The organism is Stenotrophomonas sp. TWI1151 (assembly GCF_039673135.1).
GTDB lineage: Bacteria > Pseudomonadota > Gammaproteobacteria > Xanthomonadales > Xanthomonadaceae > Stenotrophomonas.
The window spans coordinates 48,583-71,892 of sequence record NZ_JBDJLA010000014.1 but is presented as its reverse complement, the minus strand read 5'-3'; the positions used below and the strand labels follow the sequence as shown (position 1 = coordinate 71,892).

Annotated in this window: 20 protein-coding genes; 18 read left to right on the top strand and 2 right to left on the bottom strand. The window is 67.5% G+C overall.

Annotation, left to right across the window (positions count from 1 at the left end):
* The first annotated feature begins 9 nt into the window (after positions 1 to 9).
* The 8 genes from mreC to ABE422_RS15730 all read left to right on the top strand — a co-directional run bounded on the left by mreC (position 10) and on the right by ABE422_RS15730 (position 10,395).
* Positions 10 to 1,083 (top strand): rod shape-determining protein MreC, encoded by a 1,074-nt coding sequence (gene mreC, locus ABE422_RS15765; protein WP_346483295.1) that lies wholly within the window; start codon positions 10 to 12, stop codon positions 1,081 to 1,083.
* The gene (gene mreD / locus ABE422_RS15760) at positions 1,080 to 1,565 is read left to right on the top strand and encodes a rod shape-determining protein MreD (RefSeq protein WP_019186042.1); all 486 of its coding nucleotides are present in this window, start codon (positions 1,080 to 1,082) and stop codon (positions 1,563 to 1,565) included. Before mreC ends, mreD begins: the two co-directional genes overlap by 4 nt.
* A gap of 1 nt (position 1,566) precedes the next feature.
* The gene (mrdA, locus tag ABE422_RS15755; RefSeq protein ID WP_346483294.1) at positions 1,567 to 3,633 is read left to right on the top strand and encodes a penicillin-binding protein 2; all 2,067 of its coding nucleotides are present in this window, start codon (positions 1,567 to 1,569) and stop codon (positions 3,631 to 3,633) included.
* A complete protein-coding gene (gene rodA / locus ABE422_RS15750; protein WP_313213001.1) occupies positions 3,630 to 4,742 on the top strand; it encodes a rod shape-determining protein RodA in 1,113 nt (370 codons plus the stop codon). The genes mrdA and rodA (ABE422_RS15750) overlap by 4 nt, the downstream gene beginning before the upstream one ends.
* Positions 4,743 to 4,908: 166 nt before the next feature.
* Positions 4,909 to 6,009, top strand: a complete 1,101-nt coding sequence (rodA, locus tag ABE422_RS15745; protein WP_313219570.1) for a rod shape-determining protein RodA — start codon at positions 4,909 to 4,911, stop codon at positions 6,007 to 6,009.
* A gap of 601 nt (positions 6,010 to 6,610) precedes the next feature.
* Complete coding sequence (mltB, locus tag ABE422_RS15740) at positions 6,611 to 7,756, top strand: lytic murein transglycosylase B (RefSeq protein WP_346463484.1); 1,146 nt, start codon at positions 6,611 to 6,613, stop codon at positions 7,754 to 7,756.
* A complete protein-coding gene (locus ABE422_RS15735) occupies positions 7,753 to 9,072 on the top strand; it encodes a septal ring lytic transglycosylase RlpA family protein (RefSeq protein WP_313219571.1) in 1,320 nt (439 codons plus the stop codon). Before mltB ends, ABE422_RS15735 begins: the two co-directional genes overlap by 4 nt.
* A 105-nt stretch (positions 9,073 to 9,177) precedes the next feature.
* Positions 9,178 to 10,395, top strand: a complete 1,218-nt coding sequence (locus tag ABE422_RS15730) for a D-alanyl-D-alanine carboxypeptidase family protein (protein WP_346483293.1) — start codon at positions 9,178 to 9,180, stop codon at positions 10,393 to 10,395.
* A 155-nt stretch (positions 10,396 to 10,550) separates the two neighbouring features.
* On the opposite strand, the gene ABE422_RS15725 is transcribed toward ABE422_RS15730, so the two are convergent.
* Complete coding sequence (locus tag ABE422_RS15725) at positions 10,551 to 11,615, bottom strand: lipid A deacylase LpxR family protein (protein WP_176988173.1); 1,065 nt, start codon at positions 11,613 to 11,615, stop codon at positions 10,551 to 10,553.
* 193 nt (positions 11,616 to 11,808) lie between these two features.
* Between ABE422_RS15725 and ABE422_RS15720 the strand changes: the two genes are divergently transcribed.
* The 7 genes from ABE422_RS15720 (at position 11,809) to gnd (ending at position 19,201) form a co-directional block, all read left to right on the top strand.
* On the top strand, positions 11,809 to 12,087 hold the full coding sequence (locus tag ABE422_RS15720; protein WP_121041243.1) for a DUF493 family protein: 279 nt from the start codon (positions 11,809 to 11,811) through the stop codon (positions 12,085 to 12,087).
* Complete coding sequence (gene lipB / locus ABE422_RS15715) at positions 12,075 to 12,782, top strand: lipoyl(octanoyl) transferase LipB (RefSeq protein WP_313211595.1); 708 nt, start codon at positions 12,075 to 12,077, stop codon at positions 12,780 to 12,782. Before ABE422_RS15720 ends, lipB begins: the two co-directional genes overlap by 13 nt.
* Positions 12,783 to 12,800: 18 nt before the next feature.
* The gene (gene lipA, locus ABE422_RS15710; protein WP_313211596.1) at positions 12,801 to 13,814 is read left to right on the top strand and encodes a lipoyl synthase; all 1,014 of its coding nucleotides are present in this window, start codon (positions 12,801 to 12,803) and stop codon (positions 13,812 to 13,814) included.
* A 239-nt stretch (positions 13,815 to 14,053) separates the two neighbouring features.
* A complete protein-coding gene (locus ABE422_RS15705) occupies positions 14,054 to 16,231 on the top strand; it encodes a carboxy terminal-processing peptidase (protein WP_313211597.1) in 2,178 nt (725 codons plus the stop codon).
* Positions 16,232 to 16,359: 128 nt separating this feature from the next.
* Complete coding sequence (locus tag ABE422_RS15700; protein WP_346483292.1) at positions 16,360 to 16,992, top strand: DUF2242 domain-containing protein; 633 nt, start codon at positions 16,360 to 16,362, stop codon at positions 16,990 to 16,992.
* A 22-nt stretch (positions 16,993 to 17,014) separates the two neighbouring features.
* Positions 17,015 to 18,295 carry a hypothetical protein gene (locus ABE422_RS15695; RefSeq protein WP_346483291.1) on the top strand — a complete coding sequence of 427 codons (1,281 nt, stop codon included), beginning with the start codon at positions 17,015 to 17,017 and terminating at the stop codon, positions 18,293 to 18,295.
* 3 nt (positions 18,296 to 18,298) lie between these two features.
* Positions 18,299 to 19,201: a phosphogluconate dehydrogenase (NAD(+)-dependent, decarboxylating) gene (gene gnd / locus ABE422_RS15690; RefSeq protein ID WP_313211600.1), complete on the top strand. Its 903-nt coding sequence runs from the start codon at positions 18,299 to 18,301 to the stop codon at positions 19,199 to 19,201.
* An 85-nt stretch (positions 19,202 to 19,286) separates the two neighbouring features.
* Here the strand turns inward: gnd and ABE422_RS15685 are convergent, their stop codons facing one another.
* On the bottom strand, positions 19,287 to 20,327 hold the full coding sequence (locus tag ABE422_RS15685; protein ID WP_346483290.1) for an oxidoreductase: 1,041 nt from the start codon (positions 20,325 to 20,327) through the stop codon (positions 19,287 to 19,289).
* A 170-nt stretch (positions 20,328 to 20,497) separates the two neighbouring features.
* Here ABE422_RS15685 and ABE422_RS15680 point away from each other — a divergent pair, with 170 nt between their 5' ends.
* From ABE422_RS15680 to ABE422_RS15670, 3 genes are all read left to right on the top strand, one after another.
* Positions 20,498 to 20,869 carry a BON domain-containing protein gene (locus tag ABE422_RS15680; RefSeq protein WP_313211603.1) on the top strand — a complete coding sequence of 124 codons (372 nt, stop codon included), beginning with the start codon at positions 20,498 to 20,500 and terminating at the stop codon, positions 20,867 to 20,869.
* 183 nt (positions 20,870 to 21,052) lie between these two features.
* On the top strand, positions 21,053 to 22,873 hold the full coding sequence (locus tag ABE422_RS15675; protein WP_346483289.1) for an ATP-binding protein: 1,821 nt from the start codon (positions 21,053 to 21,055) through the stop codon (positions 22,871 to 22,873).
* Positions 22,870 to 23,310 (top strand): response regulator, encoded by a 441-nt coding sequence (locus tag ABE422_RS15670; protein WP_313211605.1) that lies wholly within the window; start codon positions 22,870 to 22,872, stop codon positions 23,308 to 23,310. Before ABE422_RS15675 ends, ABE422_RS15670 begins: the two co-directional genes overlap by 4 nt.

Sequence of the window (23,310 nt, the reverse complement as noted above, 5' to 3'; positions counted from 1 at the left end):
TCGACGCCTGTGCCGCCTTACGCCGGTCCTCCCGTAGCCTCCCGCCAGGGCGATGCCGCCAGTCCGCTGCGCCTGCTCGCTTACCTGGCGTTGGCCATCACCTTGATCGTGCTCGATGACCAGGCGGGCTGGCTGTCGCGCCTGCGCGCGCAGGCCAACGTGCTGGTGCAGCCGGTATGGGCGCTGGCCGGCCTGCCGGGGCGCCTGGGTACGCAGGTCAAGGACAACGCCGCCAGCCACGGCCAGCTCGTCACCGAGAACCGCGAACTGCGCAACCAGTTGCTGATCGCCAATGCGCGGTTGACCCGCCTGCAGACCGCCGCGCTGGACAACGCCCAGCTGCGCGAGCTGCTCAACGTGGCCGAACGCAGCGGACTGGACGTACAGCTCGCCCCGATCCTGGATATCGACCTGGACCCGGTGCGCCAGCGGCTGGTGCTGGCCGCCGGCACCCGCGATGGCGTGCATGTCGGCCAGGCGGTGATCGATGCCGGTGGCCTGATGGGCCAGGTGATCGCCACCACCGGCAACAGCGCGACCGTGCTGCTGCTCACCGACCCCGACCATGCCGTGCCGGTTACCGTGGCCCGCAACGGCGTGCGTCTGATCGTCTACGGTCGCGGCGACACCCTGGAGCTGCGCGACATTCCGCTCAGTGCCGGGGTGGAAGTGGGCGATGAGATCGTGACCTCAGGGCTGGGTGGGCGCTTCCCGGCCGGGTTCCCGGTCGGCAGCATCACCGCGCTGCGGCCGGATGACACGCATGCCTTCCTGGTCGGCGAGCTGAAGCCGGCCGCCCAGCTCGACCGCGGTCGCGACGTGTTGCTGCTGCGCCCGGGCGAGGCGATCCGCATTCCGCCGAACCTGCGTCGCGACGCGGGCGAGGCCGGTGGCCCGGCTGCGGCGCCGCTGAGTTCATCCCCGGCCACCACGGCACCTGCGACGGCGCCCGCCAATGCACCGCAGGCCAACCGGCCCGGTCCGTCCGCGCCGGTACCGGTGACGCCGCGTCGTGCCGCAGCCGCGCCTGCGCCCGCGCCCGCGCCCGAAACCGGCACCGCGCCGCCGGAGGAACAACGATGAGCCGCCTGCGCGACAAACCCTGGGTGCTGCCGGTGAGTCTGGTCGTGGCGCTGCTGCTGGGCCTGTTGCCGTTGCCGGCGCTGCTGCAGCCGCTGCGTCCGTATTGGCTGGCACTGGTGCTGGCGTACTGGGTGATCGAGACACCGGACCGGGTCGGGCTGGGCATCGCCTTCGCGAGCGGCGTCATCGCCGATCTGCTCTATGGCGGCGTGCTCGGCGAGCAGGCGCTGCGGCTGGTGATCCTGACCTTCATCCTGCAGCGCTTCCGCGCGCGGATCCGCTTCTTCCCGATGTCCCAGCAGATCCTGGCGATCGGCGGCCTGCTGTTCAACGACCGCATCGTCAGCGCGGTGGTGCACATCGTGGTCGGCGAGCCGACCCTGCCGTGGTCGTACTGGTGGGCGCCGCTGCTGGGCATGGCGCTGTGGCCGCTGGTGTTCGTGCTGCTGGACGCGCTGCGCTTCGGGCGACGCGGGCGCTGACATGTACATGCGCCGCCAGGCCAAGAATCCGCATGCCGAGGCAGAACAGTTCCGGCGCCGTGCCGCGCTGGGCTTCCTTGGCGTGCTGGTGTGCCTGTTCGGCCTGGGGGGGTGGTACTTCAAGCTGCAGGTGATGGACCACGACATCTACGCCACGCGCTCGGAGGCCAACCGGATCAAGCCGCGGCCGGTGGTGCCGGGGCGCGGGATGATCTACGACCGCAACGGCCGGCTGCTGGCCGAGAACGTGCCGGCGTTCCGCCTGGACATCACCCCGGACAAGGTCAAGGACATGGACGCCACCCTGGCGGGCCTGTCGAAGATCCTCGCGCTGAGCCCGGAAGACATCGAGACCTTCAACAAGTCGCGCAAGGCCCGTCGCAGTTTCCTGCCGGTCACCCTGAAGCTGCGTGTCACCGATGAGGAGATGGCGCGCTTCGCGGTGGACCGCTGGCGCTTCCCCGGCGTGGAGCTGGAGCCGTACCTGACCCGTCGCTATCCGTACGGCGATCTGTTCGCGCACATCATCGGCTACGTCGGCCGGGTCGATGACAAGGATCTGGAGATGCTGGGCGAGGGCAATGCGGCGCTGACCCACATCGGCAAGTCCGGGCTGGAGCGCTATTACGAGCAGCAGCTGCGCGGCAAGGTCGGCTACGAGCAGGTCGAGACCAACGTGCAGGGCCGGGCGATCCGCACCATCGGCCGGGTCGCGGCGCAGTCGGGCAGCGATCTTCGCCTGTCCATCGATGCCGATCTGCAGCGCGCGATGGTCGCCGCCTTCGGCGAGTTCGAAGGGGCGGCGGTGGCGATGGACCCGCGCACCGGCGAAGTGCTGGCGATGGTCAGCCTGCCGTCCTACGACCCCAACCTGTTCGTCAACGGCATCTCGCATGCCGATTTCAAGGCGCTCAACGACAACCCCTCGCGGCCGCAGTTCAACCGCCTGGTGCTGGGCGGCGTCGCGCCCGGTTCGACGATCAAGCCGCTGATCGGCCTGGCCGGCCTGGACAGTGGCGTGCGCAGACCGGAAGACAAGATCCTGTCCACCGGCATGTTCTATCTGCCGGGCACCTCCCGCGGTTGGGGCGATGCCAACCGTGGTGGGCATGGCTGGACCGATCTGCGCAAGTCGATCACCCAGTCGGTCAACACGTACTACTACAAGCTGGCGTTGGATCTGGGCATCGATCGCTTCGACCACTACATGGGCTACTACGGGTTCGGCGCACCGACCGGCATCGATCTGACCGGCGAGATCGGCGGCATCCTGCCCTCGCCGGCGGCCAAGTTCAAGGCACGCAAAGAGCGCTGGTATCCCGGTGATACGGTCAACGTCAGCATCGGCCAGGGCGACTGGAAGGTCACCCCGCTGCAGCTGGTGCACGGCGTGGCCGGCATCGCCGATGGCCAGCTGCGCCAGCCGCATCTGGTGATGCAGCAGCGCGCCGGTTTCGATGCGGACTGGACGGCCACGCCGCCGGGCGAGAGCAAGCCGATCAGCCCCACGCCGAGCAATCTGCAGGCGGTGCGCGAGGGCATGATGGGCACCATGCAGCCCGGCGGCAGCGGCGCGCGTGCGGCCGCAGGCGCGCCGTACGTGATGGCGGGCAAGACCGGTACGGCACAGGTGATCAGCCGGCGCGGTACGGCAGCGGTCAACCCGCGCAGCCTGCCACTGCATCTGCGCCATCGCGCGCTGTTCGTGGGTTTCGCGCCGGCCGACCATCCAGTGATCGCCGTGGCGATCGCGGTCGAGGGCGGCGGCTACGGCGGCTCCGCCGCGGCGCCCATCGCACGCAAGATTTTCGACGCCTGGCTGCTCGGCAAAATGCCCGATGGCCTGGAGCCGCTGGACAGCGAGCGCGGCACGACCGCGATCGGGATCACCGCCTTCGATGGCGGCGATGGCGCCGTGCGCGAGGCGGGCGACGCCGCCGTGGCTGCGCTGGAGCTGATGCCGGTGGTGGTGGGCCTGCCTGCGCCCGCGCCCGCGCCCGCGCCGGACCCCGGTGCACCCGTTCCCAGTGCCACCCCACCCCCGACCGCACCGGAGCGGCCACGATGAAGGTCTTCCTGCGCTGGGCGGTCGACATGGCCGTCCGCTTCAGCAGCTCGCTGGACTGGGTGCTGTGCCTGGCCCTGGCCGCGCTGATGCTGATGGGCCTGGCCGTGCTCAAGAGCGCTGGAGGTGACGGCCTGGTGTTCGCCCAAGGGGCGCGCTTCGCGGTTGGCCTGGGCGCGATGTGGGCGATTTCGCGGATCTCGATCCTGCGCATCCGTTCGGCCACGCCGCTGATCTATGCAGTCTCCATGATCCCGCTGCTGGCCGTGTTCGTGCTGGGCACCGGCAAGTACGGCCGCCAGTGGCTGGATCTGAAGCTGTTCTACCTGCAGCCGGCCGAGCTGCTCAAGGTCAGCCTGCCGATGATGGTGGCCTGGTATCTGCATCGCATGCCGCTGCCGCCGCGCTTCTCCACCGTGCTGACCAGTGCGGTGATCATCGGCGTGCCGACCGGGTTGGTGATGCTGCAGCCGGACTTCGGCACCGGTGTGCTGATCGCTGCCAGCGGCGCGTTCGTGCTGCTGCTGGCCGGCCTGCCCTGGTGGTGGGTAGGTGTGGCGGTCGGCGGTGTGGCTGCGGCCGCGCCGGTGGCCTGGTTCTGGCTGCTGCGGCCGTACCAGAAAGACCGCATCATGATGTTCATGGACCCGGAAAGCGATGCGCTCGGCGCCGGCTGGAACATCATCCAGTCCAAGATCGCGATCGGCTCGGGCGGCTTCGATGGCAAGGGTTGGGGGCAGGGCTCGCAGTCGCACCTGAACTTCATTCCCGAGCAGACCACCGATTTCGCCTTCTCGGTGCTGAGCGAAGAATTCGGCTGGATCGGCGTGGCGATCGTGCTCGCGTTGTACCTGGTGGTGATCGGGCGTTGCCTGTGGATCGCCTCGCAGTCGCGCGATACCTATTCGCGGCTGCTGGCCGGCGCGACCGGGCTGGCGTTCTTCGTCTATGTGCTGGTCAACGGCGGCATGATTTCCGGCCTGCTGCCGGTGGTCGGTGTGCCGATGCCGTTGATCAGTTACGGCGGTACCTCGGCGGTCTCGCTGTTGGCCGGCTTCGGGCTGGTGATGGCGGTGCGTCGCCACAATCCGGTGCACGGCGGCTACGGCTGAGCAGACGCGATGCGTGCGCCGTGGCCCGGCGGTACGCATCGGCTAAGGATTGCGGCGCCCGCGCGTGTTACGGTCCTGCGCTCGCGCCGGCCTGCCTGACGGGGCCGCTTTCTGTTCGCCGTGTCGCCTCCCGCTGTGCGTCGCGTCATCCACAGGAGTCGTCCGCATGGTCGAACTACTGCAGCGCGCACGCGCCGTGTTCCATTTCTTTTTCCGCACCCTGGATCTGCCCCTGGTGGGCGCGCTGTGCCTGCTGATGGTGGCCGGCCTGGCCGTCCTGCACAGCGTGGACGGGCCCGTGCATGCACAGGCGATGCGCTACGGCGCCGGGCTTGCCGCACTGTGGGGGCTGTCGCGGCTGCCGGTGGTGACGCTGCGCGCGTGGTCACCCTGGATCTACACGTTGTCCTTGCTGCCACTGCTGGCCGTCTATGTGGTCGGCACCGGCAAGTACGGCCAGCGCTGGTTGAACCTGGGCGTGTTCTACCTGCAGCCTTCCGAGCTGCTCAAGCTCAGTCTGCCGATGATGATGGCCTGGTACCTGCACAAGCAGCCGTTGCCACCACGGCCGCGCGCGGTGCTGACCGCCGCGTTGCTGATCGGTGGCCCGGCGGTGCTGATCCTGCTGCAGCCCAACCTGGGCACGGCCACGCTGGTGACTGCCAGCGGGGTATTCGCGCTGTTGCTGGCCGGCCTGCGCTGGTGGTGGATGGCCGTCGCGCTGGGTGGGTTGTCGGTGGCCGCGCCGCTGGCCTGGTTCGGCCTGCTGCGGCAATACCAGAAGGATCGCGTGCTGACCTTCCTGTATCCGGAGAACGATCCGCTGGGCACCGGCTGGAACATCATCCAGTCCAAGATCGCGATCGGCTCGGGCGGCATGCATGGCAAAGGCTGGGGGCAGGGCACCCAGGCCACGCTGGATTTCCTGCCCGAATACACCACGGATTTCGCCTTCTCGGTGCTGGCCGAGGAATTCGGCTGGGTCGGCGTGGCGGTGGTGCTCAGCCTGTTCCTGTTCGTCACCGCGCGCTGCCTGTGGATCGCCAGCCAGTCGCGTTGTGGTTATTCGCGCCTGCTGGTGGGCACCACCGGCCTGGTCTTCTTCGTCTATGTGCTGGTCAACGGCGGCATGATCTCCGGCCTGTTGCCGGTGGTGGGCGTGCCAATGCCGCTGATCAGTTATGGCGGCACTTCGGCGGTCTCACTGCTGGCCAGCTTCGGGCTGGTGATGGCGGCGCGGCAGCATCAGCCCGTCCATGCGACATGAGCTGTCGGCGCGACCGCGATTGCGCATGCCCAGCACACGAAAACGGTTTCAGGTGCAAACGTTGTCAACGCCTGGAGATAAAAGTGAGAAGTGGCGCACAGATATGGAGTGACTTGATCTCGATCAATGGACTTGTCGTAAACGGCCTGCACAATGGCGGCCCGCCAACAACGACGCGCTGAGCCAAGCATCGCGGATGGGGAGTCTGGCGGGGAGTAGTTGACCCAACAGGCAGAAGGGCGAGGCGCGCGCTGGGGAGATGCGCGCCGCGCCGCTGCCGATCGGGTCCGGTTTGGCCGGTTGCGTCTGCGGGGATGGGGACGCAACCGGCGAACCTCTTGTGCCTTCTGCATCTTTCTCAAAAGTGAGACGTGCGTTGCTCGATGGCCCTTCGCCGGGCGGCTGCGGTGAGCCGGACATGCGCCTGGCCGCATTGCCGCGCGTTCGAGACGGCGACGGCGTCTTCGTCAGACTATGAATGGGCGGGGGAGGCAGGGCCTGTCTACACACGGGCTTAACGGCCGCAAAGAAACTCAGGCAATCCGTTGAGATTCATGGTCTTAGGGGTTTTAATTCATCCATGACCTGCTAACCTGCCGCGATGATTCGACGCTCCCTGGCCTGCATGCTCACGCTCGGTTTGGTCGCTTGTGCGACCCAGCCGCAGACTCCTTCACCGACGCCGCAGGCCTCGGGTGTCCCGGTCACGCCGGCCGCCGGCAACAAGGGGCCCGCCGAAGCCGCCCCCGAAGCCGCCGGTGCCAATGCCGCCCCGGTCGATCTGACCCCGGTGCCCTTCGAGGTGGCCCGCGCCAACTTCGTGCGTGACACCGCCGCCCGCTACGGGATTCCCGCCGCGCAGATCCAGGCAACCCTGGCCCAGGCGCAGATCCGTGATCCGATCATCGCCGCGATGTCGCGCCCGGCCGAGCGGGTCAAACCGTGGAACGAATACCGGCCGATGTTCATCAGCCAGGCGCGGATCGAGGGGGGAAAGAAATTCCTCGCCCAGCACCGCGAGGAGCTGATGCGCGTGCAGCAGCGCACCGGCGTGCCGGCCGAAGTGATCGTGGCGATCATCGGCGTGGAAACCAGCTACGGCGGCAACACCGGTAGTTACCGCGTGCTCGATGCGCTGTACACGCTGGCCTTCAAATACCCGCGCAGCGGCGATCCGGCCAAGCTGGAGCGCGAAGTGCGCCGTGAGCTGTTCTTCCGCGACGAGTTGGCGCGCCTGTTCGCGCTGACCCGCGACGAGAAGCTCGACATCACCGCGATCAAGGGCAGCTACGCCGGCGCGATGGGCATGGGCCAGTTCATGCCGTCCAGCTATCTCGACTATGCGGTGGATGGCAACGGCGATGGCCGTCGCGATCTGTTCAACAGCTACGATGACGTCTTCTCGTCGATCGCCAATTACTTCGTCAAGAAGGGCGGTTGGGTGCGCGGTGGCCCGGTCGCCGTGCCGGCCACGCTGCAGGCCGGTCGCGAAGAATTCAATCCGACCGAATGGGCACCGACCTGGACCTTGTCCCAGTTGGCCCAGCGCGGTTACCAGCCCAGCGTCCCGGTCGCGGCCGGCCTGACCGCCACCCCGATCACGCTGGAAGGCAGCACCGGCAAGCAGTACTGGCTGGGCTTCCAGAATTACTACGCCATTACCCGCTACAACCTCTCGAAAATGTACGCGATGGCCGTGTACCAGTTGTCCCAGGCCATCGCCGGACAGGAGTTGCCGCCGGCATGAACACGATCGCACGCTCCAGATGGCTGATCCCGGGTCTGTTGATACTGGCACTGGCCGCCTGCAGTAGTGCGCCGAAAAAACCGGGTGGCAGCACTGCCGGCAGCAGCAAACCGTCCGGCGCGGTGGTGCAGGGCAAGGGCGGACGCCCGGCGCATTGTCCTGACGGGTCGCCCTACAAGGCGGCGGCGGAAGATCCGAGCACGCGCGGTGACTACCGCGCCGGCGGCCTGTACAAGCCCGGCGTGAATGACAGCACCCCCACCTACATCCCCAACGTGGCCTGCATCCCGGAGCCGGAAGTGGTCGATCTGCCGCGCTCGGCGATCGGCAACAAATCGCCGTACGTGGTGCTGGGCAAGCAGTACCAGGTGATGGACAAGACCCGCGGCTATGCCGAGAAGGGCACGGCCTCGTATTACGGCGCCAAGTTCCATGGGCGCCTGACCTCCAACCGCGAGGTGTACGACATGTACGCCTTCACCGCCGCGCACAAGACGCTGCCGTTGCCGAGCTTCGCCCGCGTCACCAACCTGGACAACGGCGAATCGGTGATCGTGCGGGTCAACGATCGTGGCCCGTTCCACGATGGCCGCGTGGTCGACCTCAGTTATGCCGCCGCGGTGCGCCTGGGCATCACCCAGCGCGGCACCGGCAACGTGGAAGTACGCGCGCTGGCCCCGGGGGATGACAACCTGCTGGCCGACAAGCCCAGCCGTCGCGAGCGCCGCGAGGTTGCCGCCGCTGCGGCGGCCGCCACCACGGCCAGCGCTGCCGCGGCACGCCGCGCCAGCGACATGGATGCCCTGGTCGGCAAGCTGCCGGCCGCCACGGCCACGGCAGCCGCCGCCAAGCCGGCCGGCGAGCAGTACCGCTACCGCGTGGCCGACTCGGCCAAGCCGGGCAACGCCGACAACTTCGATCACTGGATGCGCGACAACGGCGTGCGCGTGGCGACCGGCAAGCCCGCCACCACCCAGGCCGCCAGCGTCAACAGCGCCCCGGTCGCGGTGGCCGCGTTGCCCGCCGCCGCACCTGCAGCGCGCCCGGCACCGGCGCCCAGCGCGACGCTCTCCCAGCAGGTGCTCGGCAGCGTGCTGCTGCAGGTCGCCAGCTTTGCCAGCCGCGACAACGCCACCCGTGCGCTCGGCCAGTTGTCCTCGGCGGGGATCGCCGGGGCCAGCATCAGTGACATCGTCAGTGGCGGGCGCACCCTGTGGCGCCTGCGCGTGCCGGCCCCCGACCATGCCAGTGCCTCGGAACTTGCCGGCCGGATTGCCGGTCTGGGCTTCGGGGCGCCGCAGATCGTGAAGGACTGAGCCTTCCGCTGCCCGCGGCACGCCAGCGCGTGCCGCCGCTCCTTGGGCCTACAATGCCCCTTATCCCTCATCCCCCCTTGGCGCCCTCCAGGAGCTTGCTGTCCGATGAAATTCCGCTTTGCCGCCGCTGCCATGGCCACGACCCTGTTCGTGGGCATGGTTTCCGCCCAGACCCCCTTGCCGACCCCGGCACCGGCGCCTGCTCCCGCCGCCGCCGCACCGGCCACCGTGGCCACGCCGCCGGCCCCGAAGCCCAGCGTCTCCAAGGCCTGGATCCTGATGGATTACGCCACCGGGCAGGTCCTGGCCGGTGAAAACGTGCACGAACAACTGGCCCCGGCCAGCATCACCAAGGTGATGACCTCGTATGTCGTGGCCGCCGAGGTCAAGAACGGCAAGGTCCGTACCGACGACCAGGTGATGATGAGCGAGCGCGCCTGGCGCGAGGGCGGCGCCGGTACCGACGGCAGCTACAGCGGCTTCCCGGTCAACCAGACCGCGCGCCTGGAAGACATGGAAAAGGGCATGGCGATCCAGTCCGGCAACGATGCCGCGATCGCCCTGGCCGAGCACGTCGCCGGCAGCGAAGAAGCCTTCGCCTCGCTGATGAACAGCTACGCCGCCAAGATCGGCATGAAGGACTCCCACTTCGTCAACGCCCATGGTCTGAGCGCCCCGGGCCACCACACCACCGCCTATGACCTGGCGCTGCTGGGCCGCGCGATGGTGCGTGACTACCCGGAGACCTACGCCTACAACAAGGTGAAGGAATTCACCGTGGGCAACATCACCCAGCCCAACCGCAACCTGCTGCTGTGGCGCGACCAGAGCGTGGACGGCATCAAGACCGGCCATACCTCCGAAGCCGGCTACTGCCTGATGAGTTCGGCCCAGCGCGGCGACCAGCGTCTGGTGGCGGTGGTCCTCGGTGGCGGTTCGGAAAAGCAGCGCGCCGATGACAGCCTGGCGCTGCTCAACTGGGGCTTCCGCTTCTTCGAAACCCACCGCATGTACGAGCCGGGCACGGTCGTGGCCGAGCACAAGGTGTGGAAGGGCAAGACCGCCACGCTGCAGCTGGGCGTGGCCCAGCCGATGCTGGTCAGCGTCCCGCGCGGCCGCTACAACGATCTCAAGCCGAGCATCGATGTTCCCAAGACCCTCGAGGCCCCGTTCACCGCTGGCCAGCAGGTCGGCACGCTGAAGGTGATGCTGGACAACCAGGTCGTCGCCCAGGCGCCGCTGGTGGCCGTGGCCGCCGTGGAAGAAGCCGGCTTCTTCAAGCGTCTGTGGGACAGCTTCTGGATGTGGTGGGAATCGGAGTAATCCGGTTCGACCGCAGTGAAAAAAGACCGGCGCATGCCGGTCTTTTTTTGGGGTGGGCGATGGGCCGTGTGGGGGTGTGCCGACCAATGGTCGGCAGCTACCAGGTGAACCGGTGCGGATCCGGGTAGTGCCGGCCGCTGGCCGGCTCCTCGCACTTACAGCGACCGGCTGATCGTGAAGCTGCCAAACACCGGCGCCTCGCGCTGCCCATCGAACTCGCGCGTGCTGTGGTAGCGCGCCAGCGCGAACTTCCAGCGCCCACGCATCACCGCCAGCCCGTACCCGGCCTGGCCGACCACATGTCGCTTGTCGACACTGTGGCTGTTGCGGAACGTGTTGCCGTCCAGCGTGATATCGCGGATCACCCACGCCGCATCGGTCGTGGCGAACAGATGCCACGACCACCCGCTCGGCTTGCCACCGCGCGTCGGCGCCGTGTTCTCACCGGCCGGGCGCAGGGGGGTACTGCCGAAATCGTCCGGCAGCTTCCAGCCGAAGCGCACTTCGCCACCGGCATTGAGGTGCGTGGCCAGGTTGCCCACCGCGCCACCGTAATGGCTGATCGCATCCCAGCCCCAGCCGCCCAGGTTCTCCGTGGCATCGGCCGGCCACCGGCGCATCCGCTCGTGGGTCAGCATGAACACCGGCTCGTTGTGCAGCTGGTTGTCCCAGCCCTGGAACTTCTCATCGCCCAGCAGCTCGTGCACCGCGTTCTGCACTTCTTCGCCCTGTGCCCAGGGCCCGACCACGCCCAACGCCAGCTGCGTTGTCTGCAGCCGGTCGCCGCGGCGCGCGTTGTACCCGAAGCTGCCGATCAGCACGCCCGCATACGGGCGGTCATCTTCGATCAGGTCCTTCCGGGTGAAATCGGTCGGGGTGAAAATTCCCTGGGCCAGGCTGAAGATCATGTTCTGCTGTTCGAACTCGCCCGGGTGCAGCCGCTCCAGGTGGCTGTTGACCCAGCGCGCCAGGCGCGGCAGGCATGGGTCGTCGGTGTAGTCGACCAGATTCGGCGACACGAAGGTGATCTGGGCCCCGTTGGTATAGCCCTGATCCTGGTCCTTGCCGCCGAACAGATCGTTGTCAACGCGGAAATTGACCTGCGGCGGATGCTCGCGCATCGCATCGGGCCCGCATTGGGAGGCAGCCTGGGCGGCAGGCGCCGCCAGGGCGAGGACACCGGCAAGCGCGGCCGGCAGCGCGAAGGGCTTCAAGGACATGGGATACCAGACAGGGATTTATTCTTTCTTAAGCTGGTACAGCGTAGTCAGAGCGTGATCCTGTGAACAGGGCTGCGCACGCACTGCTGCGTATCAGTGGCGATACAGGCGTTTTCACGTGCCGTTCGGTACCGCTGTGCGCACGATCAAGCAGTGCTTGGGTTCGGGCGCGGGCATCCCCATAATCCGGGTCATGGAGATCAAGTCTGACAACCCCGACCACGGCTTCCAGTTCCCCGGCCAGTTCGAACTCAGCGCCATGGGCGCGGCCGGCAACGACCTGGAACGCGAACTGCCGCGCCTGCTCGAGCTCGCCGGCCTGGAAGTGCTGACCGAACGGGTCAGCTGGAAACACTCGTCCAACGGCAAGTACGTGTCCGTGCGACTGGTGTTCAAGGCCGACAACCGCGAACAGTACGATGCCGCCCACAACGCGCTGCGCGACCACCCGGAAGTGAAGTGGACGCTGTAGCCAGCTGCGCCACTGCCGCGGCCCCGGGCGACCGGGCGCCGCAACCGGCCCTCGTGCGTGACCTCGGCCGCCAGCCCTATGCCCCGGTCTGGCACGCCATGCAGCGTTTCACCGATGCCCGCACCGATGCCACCCGCGATGAACTGTGGGTGGTCGAGCACGACCCGGTGTTCACCCTGGGCCAGGCCGGCAAGGACGAGCACGTGCTCGCCCCGGGCGATATTCCCGTTCTGCATGTCGACCGTGGCGGCCAGGTGACCTACCACGGCCCCGGCCAGCTGGTGATCTACCCGCTGCTGCAGTTGCGGCGACTGGGGATCGGCGTGCGCGACTACGTGTGCCGGATCGAACAGGCCATCATCGACACCCTGGGCGACTGGAACATCGGCGCCGAGCGCCTGGATGGCGCGCCCGGGGTCTACGTGGGCGGGGCCAAGGTGGCCGCGCTCGGCATCCGCGTCCGCCGCGGCTGCACTTTCCATGGCCTGTCCTTCAATGTGGCCATGGACCTGGAACCGTTCCGCCGGATCAACCCCTGTGGCTATCAAGGGCTGCAGGTGACCTCGGTGGTAGACTTGGGGGGACCGTCCGGCATGGCGGCCGTCACGCCGGTGCTGCTGGGCCATCTGGCCCGCCAGTTCGGCCTGGACCTCGAGCCGGCCGCTGAACTACCCGATTTGACTGACGCGGCGTGAACGCCGCCGACCAAGGCCATGACTGAAACCACCGCTCGCCTCATTCCCCTGCAGGTTGTGCAGGGCGACACGCCGTCCGCCGCCCCGTTGCAGACCGGCGTCAAACAGATCGGCGGTGACAAGATCGGCCGCTCGCCGGTGCAGTTCGCCGACGTGCCGGTGCTGCGCAAGCCGTCGTGGATCCGCGTGCGGATTCCCTCCGGCAACGCCGTGCAGAACCTCAAGGCCAAGCTGCGTGAGAACCGCCTCGTCACGGTCTGCGAGGAAGCCAGCTGCCCCAACATCCACGAGTGCTTCAGCCACGGCACCGCGACTTTCATGATCCTCGGCGAGGTCTGCACCCGTCGTTGCTCGTTCTGCGACGTCGCCCACGGCCGGCCCAAGCCGCCGGACGCCAATGAACCGGCCAGCCTGTCCCAGACCGTGGCCGACATGGGCCTGAAGTATGTGGTGGTGACCAGCGTCGATCGCGATGACCTGCGCGACGGCGGTGCCCAGCACTTCGCCGACTGCATCGGTGCCATCCGTGCCAGGTCGCCCAAGACCAAGATCGAAGTGCTGACCCCGGATTTCCGTGGCAAGGGCCGCATGGAGCGCGCGCTGGAGATCCTGGCGACCAACCCGCCGGATGTGTTCAACCACAACATCGAAACCGTGCCGGACCTGTACCGCAACGTGCGCCCGGGCGCGGATTACCAGTGGTCGCTGACCCTGCTCAAGAAGTTCAAGGCCCAGCACCCGGAGATCGCCACCAAGTCCGGCATCATGCTCGGCCTCGGCGAGACCCTGGAGCAGGTGCAGGCCACGCTGCGCGACCTGCGCGAGCACGACGTGGACATGATCACGATCGGCCAGTACCTGCAGCCGACCGCGCATCACCACCCGGTGCTGCGTTACTGGACCCCCGAGGAGTACAAGGCGCTGGAGGAGTACGGCAATGCGCTGGGCTTCAGCCACGTCGCTTCCGGGCCGATGGTGCGTTCGTCCTACCATGCCGACCGCCAGGCGGCCGACGCCGGCGTCGCCGGTTGATCCCGCGGGCCCTTCGGGGCCCGTTCTGCCAATCCCCACTCGTCTTTCCCCGGCCGCGGCCCTGAACCGCGGATGGCCGCAGGCCTGTGCCTGCCCGCCGTTCTCCCCGGTATTCACAAATTTCTCCAACGGCCTCGGTAGGCTGAAGGCCCCGGTGACAAACGCGGCAACTTTCGGCACTGTCGTGGTGTCTGTAATGCACGCAGTCTCTCCCTTGGCAAGGTGCCACGAGCTAGTCCATGAAATTCAAAGCCCCCGCATTCCTGATGGCCCTGGCGCTCACCGCGCCGATGGCACTGGCCGCCTACGCCGATTCGCCCGCGCTGCCTTCGGCTGCCACGGCCGACCAGGTGACCACCTCCAAGCTGGTCTACGGACTGCTCTCGGACAGCCGATACGCCTACCGGCCGCGCGCACTGGATGCGGCGACCTCCAAGGACGTCTTCAAGCGCTACCTGGAGTCGCTCGACAGCAGCAAGCAGTTCTTCACCCAGGCCGACATCACCCGCTTCGCCCCGTTCGAGGCCAACATCGCCACCGCCATCCGCGGCGGCGAGCTGGAACCGGCGTTCCAGGTGTTCGCGGTCTACAAGCAGCGCGTGGGTGAGCGTGTCGGCTATGCGCGCAAGCTGCTCAAGACCGATTTCGATTTCAGCACCGATGAGAAGTTCGAGTACGACCGCAAGGACGTGCCGTGGGCCGCGAGCAGCGCCGAACTGGACGATCTGTGGCGCAAGTCGGTCAAGAACGATTGGCTGCGCCTGAAGCTGGCCGGCAAGCAGCCGGCCGAGATCCGCAAGACGCTGGACAAGCGTTATGCCACGCTGGAAAAGTCGGTCAATGAGCTCAAGGGCGAGGACGTGTTCCAGTTCTTCCTCAACGCCTACACCAGCGCCGTGGATCCGCACACCGATTACTTCACCCCGCGCACCGCCGAGAACTTCAACCAGGCGATGTCGCTGTCGCTGGAAGGCATCGGCGCGCAGCTGCAGCGCCAGGACGACATGGTGGTGATCCGCGAGGTCATCGCCGGTGGCCCGGCCGCGGTCAACGGCACGCTGAAGCCGGGCGACCGCATCGTCGGCGTGGGCCAGGGCAAGTCCGGTCCGCTGGAAGACGTGATCGGCTGGCGCATCGATGATGTGGTGGCCAAGATCCGCGGCAAGAGCGATACCCAGGTCCGCCTGGAGTTCATTCCGGCCGAAGAGGGCGTCGACGGCAAGCACCACACCCTGGTGCTGACCCGCCAGAAGGTGCGTCTGGCCGAACAGGCCGCCAAGGGCGAGACCCTGACCATCCCGGCCAAGGATGGGGAGCCGGCCCGCAAGGTCGGCGTGATCAAGTTGCCCACCTTCTACCAGGACTTCGAAGGCCGCCGCCGCAACGCCGCCGACTATGCCTCTGCGACCCGCGACGTGGCCAAGCTGCTGGCCGGCTTCAAGGCCGACAAGCTCGATGGCGTGGTGCTGGACCTGCGCAACAACGGCGGTGGCTCGCTGGATGAAGCGATCGAACTGACCGGTCTGTTCATCGAACAGGGCCCGGTGGTCCAGGTGCGCGAGTCCGGTGGCCGCGTCACCGTCAACAGCGACCGCAGTGAAGTGGTGGCGTGGGACGGCCCGCTGGCCGTGCTGATCAACCGCGGCTCGGCTTCGGCGTCGGAAATCTTCGCCGGCGCCATCCAGGATTACGGCCGTGGCCTGGTGATCGGTGAGACCACCTTCGGCAAGGGCACCGTGCAGAACATCGTCGACCTCGACCGTTGGCCCAGTGGCGAGACCCAGCGCTTCGGCCAGGTCAAGCTGACCATCGCCCAGTTCTTCCGCGTCAGCGGCAGCAGCACCCAGCACAAGGGCGTGGTGCCGGATCTGGCCTTCCCGGCCAGTGTGGACGCCAGCGAGTACGGCGAAAGCACCTACGACAACGCTCTGCCGTGGACCCGTATCGCCGCCGTGCCGCACACCCAGTACGGCAACTTCGGCCCGCTGCTGCCCAAGCTGGAGAGCCGCCACGACACGCGCATCGCTGCCGACAAGGAGTTCCAGTGGTGGAACGAGGATGTCGAGCAGTTCCGCGCCGAGAAGGCCAAGAAGTACATCTCGCTCAACGAGGCCGAGCGCCGCGCCGAGCGTGAGAAGCAGGACAAGCAACGCACCGACCGCCAGGCCATCCGCAAGGAACTGGGTCTGGATCTGGATCCGTTGGCCGATGACAGCAATGACGACGGCCTGACCGGCAACGAGCGCGATATCGTCAAGGATGCCGCGCGTGAGAAGGCGGCCGAAAAGCGTCCGGATCCGCTGCTGCGCGAGTCGGCCGCGATCCTGGCCGATGCGGTCAACCTGTTGGAGGCCGACCGCCCGCTGTCGGCCCAGGTGCTGCCGCAGTCGACCGGTGTCGGCCGCTGGGCGGACTGACCGCCGCGGCAGCCCAGCTGAACCGGTGACAACTCCACAGGCCGCCCTTCGGGGCGGCCTGTGCATTTCCACCTCCTGCCAACGTGCGCAGGTCTATCCTTGCAGGCTGGATTTCCGCAGGAGCGGCCATGCGCTTTCGTCGTGTACGTTCGATCCCGCTGCTGGCGGCGGTCGCCGCCTTGACCGCCTGTGGCGGCCGCGCCGCTGACAGCACGCTGATCCGCGAGTCCTTCGACTCCGGCGATACCTATTCGCGCACCGTGCCCGGCCCGCCGGCCCAGGCCTGCGAGGCCGCGCGCCGCACCCTGCTCAGCCAGGGCTATGCGATCGCCCGCGCCGGCGATGACGCCGTGGAGGGCAACAAGAACTTCCAGCCCAAGGATGAAGAACACGAGCAACTGGTGCTGCGCATCTCCTGTGCGCCGCGCGGCGACCAGGCGCTGGTGTTCGTCAGTGCGGTGCAGGACCGCTACGCACTCAAGAAGAGCCCGACCTCGGCCAGCGTCGGCGTGGGCGCACTGGGCTCGGTGTCGCTGCCGTTCGGCAGCAACGACGACTCTCTGGTGAAAGTGGCCAGCAGCACCGTGCAGGACGCCACCTTCTACCGCCGCTTCTTCGAGCGCCTGCAGCAGTACCTGCCGGCCGCGGCCGTGCCCGAGCCGACGCCGCCGGCGGCCGCAGCACCGGCAGCGGCGCCTGCCACGGCCGTCGAGTCGACGCCTGCCGAGGTGGTGAGCGATACCCCGGCATCGCTGCGCTGAGCGGGCGGGGGTGGGGCAGGTCATGGCAGCAGGATCGCGGCGCTGGCATCGCTGTGCGCTCGCCGCGCTGCTGGGGCTGACCCCGGCGACCAGCGCGTGGAGCGCCGCCTCCTGCGCGCAGGGCGTGCTCGAGGATCTCGGCTGGCAGGTCGACGCCGCTGATATCGCCGCGCCGGTCGTGCACGGTGGTCCGGTCTGCGAACGTGCCGATCTGCGCCGGGCCCAGAGCGCCGGCGACCTGCGTGTGCAGCTGCCGCGCCAGTGGTCGGCGGCGCAGCGGCAGGCCTGGCTGCCCACGTTGTTCGATGACCCGGCCACGGTCTGCGCGTACGCCTTCCAGCTTGGCGCCGCCACGCGCCGCGCGACGACCGCGCTGCAGGACAACGATGGCTTCCGCTTCTCGGCACTGCAGCTGGGCTGGATCGGTTTCGGTGCAGGCGGCGCGCAGGCCAAGGGCTGGGAGCGCTTCCGCAGCTTCGGTCGCGGCTATCAGCCGGCCGAGGCCAACAGCGCGGCACTGCAGACCTTCTACGAGGGCCGCGTACGGGCCGAATGCGGGGTCGGCCGCCAGGTCGCGCAGTTGGCGACCCAGCGCGAGCTGTACGGCGATGCCGCGTTCGATCGCGAGTTCTCGGCCGATGAGCTCTCCATCGGCACCTTCCTGACCCTGCACGAGACCGACAGCATCCTGCTCGGCCGGCACGCCGGTGAGTTCCTGGCCGATGGCAAGGCGAAGCAGACCGCCCTGCGCGGGCGGCAGGCCTTCGTCGGCACGCCCGGTTTCATCGAGCACGTGTTCGAGCGGAAGTACCTGGACGACATCAACAACCAGGCCGAGAACTTCGTGGTGGTCGATGTCAGCGATGCGGCGGCACGCGCGCTGCGCGAGCACGAGGGCTTTGCCTATTACGACCAGATCAACCGGCGCATCTGGGCGCTGGCCCAGCGCATGCCGGGCCCGGGGCCGCGCCGGTTCGAGCGGCTGCTGATCGAGCGCGATCCGATCTGGCGGCGCGAGGTACCGGCCGAGCAGCAACCGCTGCTGAAGGAACTGGATGCCTTGCTGGACGATCCGTTCTACCAGGGGTTCCTGATTTACGTGCATCCTCGGGGTATACGTCCTATCGGGTACCACATCGCACGCCTGCTCGATCGCAATCCGCGTACACCGTTCGCGATCGAACTGGGGCTGCACAACCTGCATACCACGCTGTATCGGCGCTGGATCGACGCACGCCTTCGCCAGTGCGATTCCCCGCCGTCAGCGTTCCCGCAAGACAACACGACAACAGAGCAAAGGTGATTCATGGATATTGCAATGATCGGGCTGGGCCGCATGGGCGCGAACATGGCCGAGCGGCTGCACCGTGGCGGCCACCACGTGATCGGCGTCGATCCGGGTGAGGCCGCCCGCAGCGCGGCGGCCGCGCGTGGGTTCGAGGTCAGCGCCTCGATCGCCGAGACGCTCGCCGCGCTGCCGGTCCCGCGCGTGGTGTGGCTGATGGTGCCGGCCGGCGTGGTCGACCAGACCCTGGCATCACTCTCGCCGCATCTGTCCGAGGGCGATGTGGTGATCGACGGCGGCAACTCGTACTACAAGGACTCCATGCGCCGCAGCGAACAGCTGCAGGGCGAGGACGTGACCTACATCGATTGTGGCACCAGCGGCGGCGTGTGGGGCCTGCAGGAGGGCTACAGCCTGATGATCGGCGGTGACACGGCGGCGGTCGAACGGATCGGGGCGATCTTCCGCACCCTGGCGCCGGGCGAGGACCGTGGCTGGGCGCATGTGGGGCCGAGCGGGGCAGGGCACTTCTGCAAGATGGTCCACAACGGCATCGAGTACGGGATGATGCAGGCCTACGCGGAAGGCTTCGCGCTGATGCAGCACAAGACCGGGTTCAACCTCGATCTGGCGCAGGTGGCCAAGGCCTGGCAGCACGGCAGCGTGGTGCGTTCGTGGCTGCTCGATCTCAGTGCCGATGCACTGGGCCGCAACCCGCAGCTGGATGGCATCGCGCCGTACGTCGAAGACTCCGGCGAAGGCCGTTGGACCGTCGCCGAGGCGATCGATCTGGATGTGCCGGCCCCGGTGATCACGCTGTCACTGCTCGAACGGTTGCGCTCGCGCGAGAAGAATTCCTTCAGCGACCGTCTGCTGGCGGCGATGCGCAACGAGTTCGGCGGTCACGCGATCAAGACCACGTAACACGGATCGATGCGGGCCGGCCGAACCCCATCGTCCGGCCCGCATTCCTGCATGGCGTGGAGCTACGTGGGCTGGCGTGACCGATTCAAAGGGTCACCCGCCGCCCGCTGCGTGCACTCTCTGCGCCCGCATCCAGCAGGCGCATCAGCTGCAGCGCCTGCGCCGTGCTGACCGGCGCTTCGCCCACGCCCAGCATTGCATCGCGGAAGGCCGCATAGAACGCCCGGTAATCGCCGGGCATGTTGTCCACGGTGCTGCGCCGGGTGTGCCCGTCGGCATCGATCCGCACCAGATGACCGTGCTGCGGGTCCAGTCCCCAGCCCGGGGCGCCCGGGGCAATGCCTCGCCGCAGCTGATCCTCCTGCACGTCCAGCCCGTCCTTCAGATAGCTGCCGGCATCGCCATGCACGATGAAGCGCGGACCGGAGGCGGCCACCAGCGAGCCGGCATGCAGGATCGCGCGATGCCGGGGGTAATGCAGCACCGCATGGAAGTAGTCGTTGCCGAGCGCGTGTTCTCGCTGCGCCATCAGGTCCACACTGATCGCGCCGGGCCAGCCGAACAGCTGCAGCATCTGGTCCAGCAGGTGCGGCCCCAGATCCATCCACAGCCCGCTGCCGGGCGCATCGCTTTCGCGCCAGCGCTCGCGCACCTGCGGGCGGAAGCGGTCGAAGTGGGAATGGCATTCGGCGACGTGGCCGATACTGCCGCTGTCGATCACCTGCTTGAGCGTGAGGAAGTCGGCATCGTGGCGGCGGTTCTGGAACACCGTGACCACACGCTCCGCGTCGTGCGCGGCCTGCACCACCGATTCGGCTTCCGCCGCGGACAGCGCGAAGGGCTTGTCGACCAGCACATGTTTGCCCGCCGCCAGTGCCGCGCGCGCCAGCGGTGCATGCGCATCGTTGGGCGTGGCGATCACCACCGCGTCCACCGCCGGGTCATCGAACACCGCCTGCGGGTCATCGCAGATGCGCACATCAGTGAAGCTGCGCAGCAGGCGATCACGTTGCGAGCTTACGATGCTGTGCAGTGCAAGCCCTGGCGTATGCAGGATCAACGGCGCATGGAACACGCTGCCGGCCAGCCCGTAGCCGATCAAGGCGACCTGAAGTGTGGCGGCCATGGTGCGCTCCAACATAACGGGGCAGGACAGCGTAACGGCTGCGCGCGCGGGGCGGAAATCTGAACGATCCGGCGCCAACCTGAGTGGTTCACGGCAACGTTATGCGGCGCCCACGTCCTGTCCACGGCCGTGCACGGACACTGGCTGCACATCCGCAAAGGAATTCGAACATGACCAACACGACCCGTAATCTGCTTGCTGCTTCGCTGGCCCTCGGCATGGTGCTGGGCACCTCGACTGCCATGGCCAAGGATCCGCCGAAGACCGATCATGCCGCGATGACCCACGCCGACAAGCACGACTCGGCCGAGCCGGTCACCGACAGCTGGATCACCACCAAGGTCAAGACCGACCTGCTGACCAGCAAGAACGTCCCGGGTACCGAAGTGAAGGTGGAGACCGTCAATGGCGTCGTCACCCTGACCGGGACCGTGGCCAGCCAGGCCGAACATGACAAGGCGGTGCGCGTGACCCAGCAGATCAAGGGCGTCAAGCGCGTCGATGCTGCCAACCTGAAGGTGGCTGCGACCGCCGCACGCTGAGCCCCACCGCTGCATCGCTGAACAGGGCGCGCCTTCGGGCGCGCTCTTTTTTTTGCAGGCCGCCTGCCCCGTATTCACAAAGGGGTGGAGTATATTCACCGCTTCGCCATTGCCGATGGGGCTGCGCGGGCCGGCGCTGCCGCCTGGGCCGGGTCGTCGATGGCATCGAGCTGAAGAGGGACTATGGCGCTGGTGTTCAGTGATCAAATCTGGGACCGCTGGCGTCTGCCGGCCTTGGCCCTGGCGGCGGTAGCCATCATCGTGGTGCCGTGGCTCACCCTGCGCAAGCTGGCCAATGACAACATCGATGCGATGAACTGGGTCACCCATACCCAGGATGTCGGGGTGGCGGTCTACCAGCTGCAGGCCGATGTCCGCGATGTGGAATCCGCGGCGTTGACGATGTCCAAGGGCATCGATGCCCCCGGCCTGCGTGAGCGGTTGGCCCAGGCCGACGACATTCCCGGGCGGCTGGCGCGGTTGGCCGAACTCACCCGCGACAATCCCGATCAGCTGGTCCGGATCGGTCGCATCCAGTCCATGCTCGAGCGCCGGATGGAACTGGCCAAGCAGTTGGCCCGTTCCTCGCCCGATGCCGATCAGCGCCAGCTGGTGGCCGACCTGACCACGCGCTACCCGATCCGCAGCCTGGTGGAAGAACTCCAGGCCACCGAGGAACAGCTGCTCAAGCAGCGCTCAACGCTGTTTGCCGCACAGCAGCGGCAGGGCGAGTTCGTCTCCTGGTCGGCGCTGGTGGTGCAGTTGCTGTTGCTCGGCCTGGTGCTGTGGCTGTTGCAGCGGCAGATCCGCCATCGCCTCTCCGCCGAACGTGCCTCGCTGCGCGCGGCCGAGCGCGCGGCCTCGGTGCTGCATACCGTGCGCGAACCGATCGTGCTGCTCGACCGCAGCTTGCGGGTACAGATGCACAACCCCGCGTTCGCCGAACTGTATGGGCTGGACGAGGAGACATCGCCCGAGGGGCTGCCGCTGGACAGCATCGGCGACGGTGCCTGGGCCGATGCGGTGGTCCGCCAGCGTCTGACCGATGTGCTGCTGCGCGGCCGCGAGCTGTGGGACTACGAGCACGAACAGCGCACCGCCGATGACGTGGTGCGCATCATGCTCATCAACGCGCGGCGCATGCCGTTGCCCGACAAGGACGACGAAGTGGTGCTGATGACGGTCAGCGATGTCACCGTCCAGCGCGCCGTGCAGCTGCGGGTGGAAGAGCTCAATCGCCAGCTGGAAGGGAAAGTAGAGCAGGTCTCCGAGGTCAACCGCGAACTGGAAGCATTCAGCTACTCCGTCTCGCACGATCTGCGCGCGCCGCTGCGCCACGTGGCCGGCTTCTCGGACAAGCTGACCCGCCACCTGGGCGAGGGCGCGGACGAGAAGTCGCTCCATTACCTTGGCGTGATTTCCAATTCGGCCAAACGCATGGCCGCGTTGATCGACGACCTGCTGGTCTATTCGCGCCTGGGCCGGGCGGCGATGCGGCTGCAGGCCGTGGACATGCAGTCGCTGGTGGCCGACACCCGCGCCATGCTCGATGCCAACCAGCAGAGCGAGTCGGAGAACAGCGGGGTGCCGCACCATATCGACTGGAAGATCGCGCCGCTGCCGATCATTGTTTCCGATGAAAACATGATGCGGCAGGTCTGGCTGAATCTGCTCGGCAACGCGATCAAGTATTCTTCCAACCGCGAGCCGGCCCGGATCGAGGTCGACTACAAACTGCAGCCGGACGGCAGCCATCTGTTCACCGTGCGCGACAACGGCGCCGGGTTTGACATGGCTTACGCCGGCAAGCTGTTCGGGGTGTTCCAACGGCTGCACAAGGCCAGTGACTACCCCGGCACGGGCATCGGCCTGGCCAGTGTCCGCCGGGTGTTGACCCGCCACGGGGGCCGTATCTGGGCCGAGTCGGCGGTCGATCAGGGCGCCACGTTCCACTTCGTTCTTCCACCCGCGCTCGACGCAATCAACAAGGGCTCCGCCGCATGACCGCTCTCCGTACCATCCTCCTTGCCGAGGACAGCCCCGCCGACGCCGAGATGGCCATCGACGCATTGAAGGAGGCCCGCCTGGCCAACCCGATCGTGCACGTCGAAGACGGCGTGGAAACGATGGATTACCTGCTGCGCCGTGGCGCCTTCGCCAACCGCGATGAAGGCCTGCCGGCCGTGCTGCTGCTGGATATCAAGATGCCGCGCATGGATGGGCTGGAAGTGCTCAAGGAAATCCGCAACACCGAGGAGCTCAAGCGGCTGCCGGTGGTGATCCTGTCGTCCTCGCGCGAGGAAAGCGATCTGGCGCGCAGCTGGGACATGGGCGTGAACGCCTACGTGGTCAAGCCGGTGGACGTGGACCAGTTCTTCGGCGCCGTGCAGACCCTGGGCAAGTTCTGGGGCTTGATCAACCAGGCACCGGAGATCGAGTAA